Origin of the sequence: Brachyspira sp. G79 (genome assembly GCF_002379365.1) — a bacterium.
Classification (GTDB): domain Bacteria; phylum Spirochaetota; class Brachyspiria; order Brachyspirales; family Brachyspiraceae; genus Brachyspira.
The window spans coordinates 315,188-325,685 of record NZ_JQIU01000008.1 but is presented as its reverse complement, the minus strand read 5'-3'; the positions used below and the strand labels follow the sequence as shown (position 1 = coordinate 325,685).

Sequence of the window (10,498 nt, the reverse complement as noted above, 5' to 3'; positions counted from 1 at the left end):
AATTGTATTTTTACATAGTAAATTAACAATAAATATAATATTTAGTCATATATATAGCACATTTACTACTTTTTTATATTCTATATAACACTATATTGTAATATAATACACTTATTTCAAAATCAAATTAATAAATATTTATATAAGTTTGTTAAATACATAATATAGTTGTTTAAAATCTAAACAATAGATAATTATACTATTTTAATTTTTAGTATTTTTATAATATAGTTAAGAGGTTATACTAGAAATTCAAGATTTTATATTTTAAATCACTATAAATAATTATTTAAACATTTTTTAAACAAATATATTTTATAAAATTAGTAATAATTCTATTTATAATAATAATAAAACTCCTTGACAAATATAAAAAAGAAAATTAGAATAACTAATCAATTATTAAGAGACAAGTAAAACTATATGGGGTTAAGTATGAAAGTTATAGATATAGATAAAAAACCAGAAAATGAAAAAATATTTTTTGGAGATTTTGGACATTATATAAGAATTGATTCTGTAAGCCATGAAGTAGCAAGAAAATTAAAAGAGGCAAGCGAAGGCAATACTTGGTTTTCTAAAGAAGTTGACTATAAATCAGATAAAACCAGATTCTCTTCACTTCCAGAAGATGCTCAAAGGGCTTTCAAACTTAATATAGCATATCAAACTTTAATGGATAGCGGTGTTACAAGCGGATTTTCATCTATATTAAACAGAATAGTTACAAGTTCGATATGGTCTATACTTTATGCAAGAATAGCTATAGAAGAAAATATACATGCAGAAAGTTATTCATACGGGCTTTCTGAAGTTTTCGGTCATCAGGCCAGCGAAACATTGGATTTGGTATATAATGATGAGTTTGTAAAGCACAGAATGGAAAAAGAAGTTGAATTATTCGGAAATGTTGATGAATTATGTAATCTTGAAAACTCTAATGCCTCATTAGATGAAAAAAAACAAGCTATATTAAAACTATTAGTAGGAATATATTTGCTTGAAGGTATAAAATTCCCATTCTCTTTTCTTGTAACTTTTACAATAAATAATAGTTATGATAATGCTATAGCTGGATTTACAAAAACTATTAAACTAATAGCACATGATGAACTTAATGTTCATGTACCTACAGGTAAAAATATAATGACAATCTTAAGGAAAGAAGCTAATCAAGGATTTTCTCACCTATTTAAAAACGGCTGGTTTAATGATACAGCAAGGGCAATGACAGAATATACAGTTAATGAAGAGATAAAATGGGCTAAATACCTATTTGACGGCAAAGAAGTTTCAGGAATTAACTCATCTATAAGTGAGCATTTTATTAAATATTGGGCTGGCATAAGATTAAAAGATATAGATGTAGAAACCGAATATTTATCTGAGAAGAAATCTGATATAATAGACTGGTTTAACAGCTATAGAGATATAAATAAACAAAATGCTGCTTTGCAGGAAACTACTAATACATCATATCAAAAAGGTGCATTAAAAAACGATTTATAATATTACTTTATTGTTAAAACCAAAAATAATGGGACAAAAATTATGATAGAACTTACAAAAGATAAAAAGCATATAATTATAAAAAGGGACGGAAGAGAAGAACCTTTCAATGAAGAAAAATTGAGAAAAGTTATTAATTGGGCTACTGGCGGAATAGATGCTTTTACCAATCAGCTTTTGGAAGGACTGAACATTAAAATTAATGATAAAATGAAAATAGAAGTATTATATGATGAACTCATTAATACAGCTGTTAATATGATAAGCCCTCTTTATCCTGTATATGATACTATAGCAGAAAAATTATATTTAATGAAAATATATAAAGAAACATGCGGTCTTAAAAAAATAGGTTCATATCCTCATATAAAAAATTTCTTAAAAAAGGGAATAAAATACAAAATATATGATAAAGATATAGTAAAATTATTTTCTGATAAAGAATTAGATAAAATTAACTCTATGATAGAACCTAATAGGGATTTGCTTTTTACATATAAAGGTTTGGCAATATTTTATAAAAAATACTGTAAAAATATAGGAAATAAAAAATTAGAACTTCCTCAAATAACATATATGGCTGCTGCTATGTTTTCTTTTTATAATGATTATTATAAAGGAGAAAATAAAGATAAACTAGAAATAAGTAAAGCTGAAAGATTAAAATACATAAAAAAAACTTATGATATGCTTTCAAGGCATGAAATAACGTTTGCAACACCAAGAATAGCAAATAGTATGACTATAAAAGCACAATTAGCAAGCTGTATATTAAACACTCCAGATGATGATACTTGGAGTTTAAATCAAACTGACGGAAATATGGCATTATACTCAAAGTTTTCAGGTGGTATTGCTTACGATGCATCATATATACGTGCTTCAGGATCTACTATACAAACTAACAGGGGACGTTCTGACGGACCTATACCTTTTATAAAAAGAGTTGAACAAACTATATCATCATTTAATCAGGGAGGAGTACGTAAGGGAGCTTGTGTTATTACTTTTCCTTGGTGGCATTTGGATGTATTAGACCTTATTATGCTTAAAGATGCTGGAGGAACTGAAGATACTAGAGCTAGAAAATTAGTTTATTCTATTAGAATAAGCAATATATTTAGAGAACGTGTTAATAAAGACGGATATGTAACATTATTTGACCCTAAAGAAACCCCGCTTCTTAATGAAGAATATGGAGAAAAATTTAATGTTGCTTATATGTATTATGAAAGTAAATCCTCTATAAGAAAAAAGAAAATTAAAGCTAAAGATTTACTGTTTCAAATATTAAAAGTAAGACAGGAAACAGGAAATTTATATTTAACATTTGTAGATAATATCAATGAACAAAATATGGTTAATAAATTTGTGGGAGCTTCTAACCTTTGTCAGGAAATTGTTATACCTTCATATCCTTCAAAACTTATAGATGAAAAATACGTTATAAATGAAGAAGGAGAATATGAAATCATACAAAGAAAAAAAAGCGGTGAAATAGGTATATGTAATTTGGTATCTATAAACTTAATGTCTTGGGTAAACTTTGATGAAGAGAAGAAAAAATCATTCTGCTATACTCTTTTAAGAGGATGTGACAATATAATAGACACACAGTTTTATCCAGTTAAAGAGGGAGAGATAGCAAATAAAAAAAATAGACCTATTGGTATAGGAGTTATAAATTACGCTAATTTACTGGCTTCTAATAAATTAAAATACACAGACAGAGAAGCCTTGGAGTTCACAAACAAGGTATTTGATGATTTATACTATCATATATACCAAGCTTCAAACTTACTAGCAAAAGAAAGGGGAGCATATAAAACATTTAATGAATCAAAATGGAAAGACGGACTTACTCCTTTTCATATATCATTATTAAACAAAAGCAATAAACTCAATGTATCATTGGACAAAGAGAAATGGGATAAACTCTCAGAAGAAATAAAAACAAGCGGGGTACGTTTTTCATTCCATGGAGCTATAGCACCAACTGCTACATCAGGTAAAAGTGTATCCGCTACAGAATCAATAGAGCCTATAGTAGATTTATACTTTGTAGAAGAAGGTATACAAACTCTTCCTAGTTTAGTACCTAACATAAAAAAGAACAGAGAATATTATCAGAGATGTTGGTCTATACCTGCCAAAACTATTATAGAACTTGCTGCTGTAAGGCAAAGATATATAGATCAGTCTCAGTCGCTAAATCTTTATTATGTAAAACCTGATTCTGCAAAAGAGCTTTGGGACGATATTCAGTATGCTATGGATTTGGGACTTAAAACATTATACTATATGAAAACTCCTAAATCCAACTTTGAACTTGAAGAAGTTTGTGAATCATGTACATAATTATTTTATAGTACTTATTTTAGTATTAAATTTATTAATACTTATAGTTAATTTAATATCCTTTAATTTTAGGGATTGCCATATGCAGAACTTTAGTTATGTGCATTAACACAAATAACAAAATCAATACCTACTAAAAAGCTGATTATAGGATATGTAATCTTATAATTTATAGGTTAGATAATTTTATCAAATACTATTGAAGTAAGTAAATTAATAAATATATCAAAATTTTATTATAAAAAATAAAAAAATTGCATTTTTTGGGAACTTTTACAAAAAAATATTCGTCTAATTAGTAAATTAAATATACATATAGGGGGTACACCTATGAAAAGAAATCTTTTTATTATTTTCACACTACTATTAACAGCAGTTATGAGCAATGCTCAAACAGCAAAAACCGAATCATATGAACTTGACAATATAAAAGTTGTCAACCAAAACGGATTAGCACTTAATGACTTTATATCATTACTTAAATCTGATCCAAATATAATCTTAGTTGATGTAAGAACACCAGAAGAAATTAAAGAAACAGGAACTATAAAAAATGCTGTAAACATCGATTACAGAGCTAAAGGCTACAGTAAAAAATTATTATCATTAGACAAAAACAAAAAATATATGTTCTATTGTAAAAGTGGAGTACGCTCTGGAAGAACTGTGCAGTATATACTTGATAATGGATTTAAAAATGTTAATTATCTAAAAGATGCAGGATATGCCGAACTTTCAGCTGCTTTGAAATAAGTATAATTATTAAGCAAATATAGGGGTTGTTATTTACAGCCCCTTTTTTAATTAAATATTATACTTGACAAAATAAAATCATTTATATATACATTACAGATCTTTAATTAAATATTATACGCTCTCTATTATCAATAGCACTCTCTGGAACATTTTTATATTCTTTTAATTTTTTTATTATCAAATCTCTCATATCAAGCCCTGTATATATAGTATTTTCTCCGTACTGAAATAAAGGCTTACCATTAGAATCTATATATTTTTCGCCTCCGTTAAATATATAGTCGGCAACGGCTGCAACATATTTTTCATTATCATTTATAGGATTTCCTTTTATATATGATTCTAAAAGTTTTCCATTACCATCAAAATTAATAATGCAGTCTTTTGAAACCTGTAAAAATGCTCCCTCCCCTACTCTTGAAGCTGACAGTTCCAATATATTTTTTAATTCTCTTCCGCTTAAAGTTGTTAGTATTATAAGATTATCAAAAGGAAAAAACTCATAAATATTTCCTAATGTAACTGTTCCGCTTGGTAGCTCTCCTCTTAAAGAGCCTGAATTAATTAATGCTATATCAATACCTTCCTGTGATGAAGAGACTATATCAGAAACAAAATTCCCCAAAGCTGTAGATTTATTTCTTATATTTTCATCAGTTAAAGCATAAGGTAAAATAGCTATTTCAGTATTAAACTCTTTATCAACTTCTTTTTGCATCTCATCTATTTTTGCAAGTATAGTTTCATCTTCTTTTATAGTTTCGTCTAATCTTGTAAGTTTATAATTAGGATAAGCATATTTTCCATTTTTAAACATCACATCTATAGTACCAATATACTCTCCATACTCTCCAGCCTGCACTATAGTGGTATTTCCTATAATAACTGGTTTTTCAATCAATGTATGAGTATGTGCCCCTATTATAATATTAAATACATTAGGCAGACTCTCTGCTATTTTTTTATCAGTATCAAATCCTGCATGACTTAATAAAATAGTCATGTCATTTGTTGTATTTATAGGAACAGTATTAAGAAGATTTTTTAAAGATAATATTTCATCTTCTATATCTATATAATCAAGACCCTGAGTAATATTCATTTTCTCACTTTGCAAAACTCCTACTACAGCAACATTTATACCTTTAATATTAGTTATCATATAAGAAGGCACATAATTTTCACCTGTAGATATAACTTTTATATTGCATGCTATTGTAGGAAAGTTTCTATTACTTATAATCTTATTAAGCTGATTTATACCAAAATCAAATTCATGATTTCCAAGCGTAGACACATTAACACCCAAATCATTCATAAGTTCAACTTCGTCCATTCCCTGATAAACAATAGAAAAAACACTTCCAGTAATAGTATCGCCAGCATGCATAACTATAACATTTTCATTAGTCTTTTTTATATCATCAATAAAAGTTTTTCTTCTTGCAGCTCCGCCATATCTGTTAGTACTGCCGTCTTCTTTTGATACCGTTACAAATTCCTTATTCTTTGAATGTGTATCATTCATATGAACTATTGTGAAGACTTTTACAGCATTATAATCAGAGCAGGAAATAATAAAAACAATGGAAATTATGAATATAAGAAATATTTTTTTCATTTGTGTATCCTAAAAGTTTATAGAGTTATGATATAATTATTAATTTTTTAAGTCAATAATAATCTGTATGTAAATATGTAAAATAAATAATTAATATGTTAATAATTTGACTAAAATATAAATAGGTTTATCATATTATAAATAAAAAATTATTATGCGGAAATATTATGGAAAATGAAGCAGTATTAAACAATTCAAATACCGATAAAAAAACTAATGATCTTGCAAATAATCCAGTGGGCAAATTATTATTTCAATTAGCAATTCCTGCAATAGCAGCACAAATAATAAATGTACTATACAATGTAATAGACAGAATGTATATAGGTCATATTAAAGATATCGGAGCCGTTGCTTTAACAGGTGTAGGAGTAACAATGCCTGTAATTATAGCGGTATCAGCATTTGCATACCTTATAAGTATGGGAGGCTCTCCTCGTGCATCTATTATGATGGGAAAAAAACATTATGATAAAGCAGAAGAGATACTCGGAAACTGCACCATGACTTTAATCATAATTTCTATTACTTTAACTATAATACTAATAATATTTGCAAAGCCTATACTTATGCTTTTTGGAGCAAGCAAAAACACTATAATATACGCATTGAGATATTTGAGAATATACTCTATTGGAACAATATTTGTGCAGTTAGCATTGGGACTAAACAGTTTTATAACAGCACAAGGTAAAGCAAAAACTAGCATGTTCACAGTTTTAATAGGAGCTCTAGTTAATATTATATTAGATCCTATATTTATATTTGTATTTAATATGGACGTAAGAGGTGCTGCACTTGCTACAATCATATCACAGGCAATATCCTGTATATGGATTCTCTCATTTATGACATCAAAAAGAACAATTCTAAAATTAAAAATAAAAAACTTCAAAATACAGCCTAATATAATACTTCCATGTTTAGCTTTGGGATTTTCTCCATTTATAATGCAGTTTACCGAAAGCATCTTATCTGTATCTTTTAATACTTCTCTTTTAAAATATGGAGGAGATTTAGCAGTAGGAGCTATGACAATATTAAGCAGTATTATGCAGTTTTCTTTTCTTCCTATAATGGGACTTACTCAGGGAGCTCAGCCTATTATAAGCTATAATTACGGAGCTGGAAATATGCAAAGAGTAAAAAGTACTTTTAAAATACTACTTATAAGCTGTTTATCATTTTCAGCATTAATGTGGACAATATCAATATTTTTCCCATATTTATTTGTAAGAATATTTACAAGTAATGAAGAGTTAATAAATTACAGTATATGGGCTTTAAGAATATATATGGCAAGCTCTTTAATATTTGGAGCTCAAACTGCATGTCAGCAAACATTTGTTGCTTTGGGAAATGCCAAAATATCAGCATTCCTTGCTATACTAAGAAAGGTTATACTATTAATACCGCTTATATTTATACTTCCTATATTTTTTGATGATAAAGTTATGGCTGTATTACTAGCAGAACCTATAGCAGATTTTATAGCAGTATGTACAACCGTAACATTATTTAGTTGGAATTTTAAAAAAATGTTAAAATCTGCAGAAGAATAAATTATTGCTTAATTAATAATGATGTATAATTTGTATTGACATTTTATGTTTTTATGCTAGTATTAATTTAGTGTAAGGGTTATAATTTTATGTATACGAACCGAACCGAACCGAACCGAACCGAACCGTTACAATTTTTTTTGCAAAAAAACAATTCATATATTACAAAACTTACATATTATAAATATTCTTTTTTATATTAACTAAATAAGTTATGGAGTCATTTATGTTTAAAAAAGTTGGACTACAATTTAAAATTAGTTTACTCATACTCAGCATATTTTTTTCTATGATTATAGTATCAAGCATTATTAATATAGTGCTTGTAAATAATGTAAATAAAAGAAAATCTTTAGACTATCTTAAAAAGTCTGTTGAAGCAGAATCATACAGAGTACAGAACATATTAAAAATAGAATATAATCATCTAAGTGAAATGGCTTCAGCAATAGAATCACTATATGATATAGGAATAAAAGACAGAAACACATATTTAACAACTATAAGTAATTATACAAAAGAAGATGATGCCAATATCATTGCTATGGGCTGTTTATTTAATAAAGATCTAATAGATAATGATGCAGATTATGTTAATAACGAATTATACAATAATGTTGGCGGTCAATTCGCTGTATATCTAACAAAAAATAATGGAAACATATCCATTCAGAAACTTAGTATGTCAGAAGTAAATGCTGATTATTTTACAACAGCTAAAAGTACATTAAAACCATACATAACCCCAGTATATATGTACAATATAGGAAGTTCTCAAGTAGAAATGTATACATGGTCTATTCCTATATTTGATAATAATGGTAAGAATATAGGTGTGGTTATAGCAGATGTAACAGCTGAAAGTTTGTCAAAGTCTATAGAAAAAATAAAGCCTTATAGTGATAGTCAAGTAATTCTTTTCGATACAAAAGGTAATTTGGTATATAATGCTGGAAAATCTGACGGAATAGGAAAAAATGCTTATGAAGTATACAACTGGTATAAAGATTTTCAGATAGTAGAAAATGTACATTCAGGACAATCTTTAAACTTTGAACATTATACAACAGTATTTGATGAAGTAGGAACATATGTAATATCTCCAATACCAATGCTTGACGGATACTATTGGGGTATAGAAATACTTACTCCAAGCAGAGTAATACAGGCAGAGACAAATAATATAAGAAATATCATGATATTAATATTAGTTATTATATTAATTATTTCTGTAATAATTACACCTATAATAATTAGGAAAAAAGTTTCTAATATTATAATGGTTTTAGCTAAAGATATTGTAGGAATGTCTGCAGGAGATTTGACTATAGAAATACCTAAAGGCTTTGAAAAAAGACATGATGAATGGGGCGATATAGCCAGAGGCTGGGATAAGGCTATGAATAATTTTAATAATGTAATTAATACTGTTAAACATTCAGCAGAACAAGTTTCTACTGCGGCAAATGAAGTTTTAATAGGAAACAATGACCTATCTGAAAGAACAGAATCGCAGGCTTCCAGTTTGGAAGAGACCGCTGCTTCTATGAATGAAATGGCTAGTGCTATAAAAGAATCTGCTGAAGGAGTAGCTCAAAGTACGGCTATGGTATCTGATGCTAAAGAATCTTTAAATAAAGCTGGACTTATAATAGAAGACAGTGTTACTAAAATGCATGATGTTTATGAATCAAGTGCCAAAATAATGGATATTACAAAACTCATAGAAGGAATAGCATTTCAAACTAATATACTTGCACTTAATGCCTCAGTTGAAGCTGCAAGAGCTGGAGATCAGGGAAGAGGTTTTGCAGTTGTCGCAAGCGAAGTAAGAAACTTAGCACAAAATACACAGGAATCTGTAAAGAATATTACCTCTCTTATAACAGACAGCAATGATAAAATAAAATTAGCGGCAAGTAGTGTTGAGGAGTCTAAAAATATATTTAATGAAATATTAGAAAAAATGGATAATGCTTCTGCTGTAATGGATAAAATTAACACAGCAGCTCAGGAACAGGAAAAAGGAATAGATCAGGTTAATATAGCTATTAATAATATGGACAGTGCTGTGCAGAAAAATGCTGCTTTGGTATCTGAAGCTACATCTGCATCCGAATCTTTATTAAGCGAAGCTAATGATTTAATTAAAGCTATAGAATATTTTAAATTAAAATCATAATATATATTTTTTTAATTCTAATATTAACAGTTTTATTTTAAATAAAATTACTTTTGAATAAGAGCCAGACATATTGCATTTAAGTATTCCTTAAAGTATAGCATAGGCGTATAATAATTTAAATATAGTGTATGCATTTGTAATTCCAAAAATTATTATATTTTCTTAATTTTTGATTAGCTTTCTCTAAAGTTAATTACTGATTACAAAAGTCATAAAATTTTTTTGCCGTAGGATATGTACTTTCTATTACTACATCACTATATATGCCTATGACTGTACCAAGGTAAAGAAATCTACATGTCAATTCGTAGCAGTACTATAAACTCTTTTAATATGTTTCTTCTAATTTCTTTTTTCAATAATAATATGTTCTAATACGTAATATTAAATTTTAAAGCCTGTACTCTTTTATCCTTAACTTTATTAATAACGTCTACTATCTTTTTTCTGATTTGTATTATACTGTTTCATAGGTATTACCTTTTATTTGACAGTAATTGAAATTAT

Annotated in this window: 6 protein-coding genes; 5 read left to right on the top strand and 1 reads right to left on the bottom strand. The window is 27.7% G+C overall.

The features are described from left to right. Positions 1-435 precede the first annotated feature (435 nt). From KQ44_RS03085 to KQ44_RS03075, 3 genes are all read left to right on the top strand, one after another. The gene (locus KQ44_RS03085; protein WP_096736196.1) at positions 436-1,509 is read left to right on the top strand and encodes a ribonucleotide-diphosphate reductase subunit beta; all 1,074 of its coding nucleotides are present in this window, start codon (positions 436-438) and stop codon (positions 1,507-1,509) included. 42 nt (positions 1,510-1,551) lie between these two features. Continuing rightward, on the top strand, positions 1,552-3,867 hold the full coding sequence (locus KQ44_RS03080; protein ID WP_096736195.1) for a ribonucleoside-diphosphate reductase subunit alpha: 2,316 nt from the start codon (positions 1,552-1,554) through the stop codon (positions 3,865-3,867). Between the two features lie 330 nt (positions 3,868-4,197). Continuing rightward, a complete protein-coding gene (locus KQ44_RS03075; RefSeq protein ID WP_096736194.1) occupies positions 4,198-4,620 on the top strand; it encodes a rhodanese-like domain-containing protein in 423 nt (140 codons plus the stop codon). A gap of 103 nt (positions 4,621-4,723) precedes the next feature. Here KQ44_RS03075 and KQ44_RS03070 read toward each other — a convergent pair whose 3' ends face one another. Then, positions 4,724-6,244 carry a bifunctional UDP-sugar hydrolase/5'-nucleotidase gene (locus KQ44_RS03070; protein ID WP_096736193.1) on the bottom strand — a complete coding sequence of 507 codons (1,521 nt, stop codon included), beginning with the start codon at positions 6,242-6,244 and terminating at the stop codon, positions 4,724-4,726. A 167-nt stretch (positions 6,245-6,411) separates the two neighbouring features. Between KQ44_RS03070 and KQ44_RS03065 the strand changes: the two genes are divergently transcribed. Further along, positions 6,412-7,806 carry an MATE family efflux transporter gene (locus KQ44_RS03065; RefSeq protein WP_096736192.1) on the top strand — a complete coding sequence of 465 codons (1,395 nt, stop codon included), beginning with the start codon at positions 6,412-6,414 and terminating at the stop codon, positions 7,804-7,806. Positions 7,807-8,032: 226 nt separating this feature from the next. After that, a complete protein-coding gene (locus KQ44_RS03060; RefSeq protein ID WP_096736191.1) occupies positions 8,033-9,988 on the top strand; it encodes a methyl-accepting chemotaxis protein in 1,956 nt (651 codons plus the stop codon). Positions 9,989-10,498 lie beyond the last annotated feature (510 nt).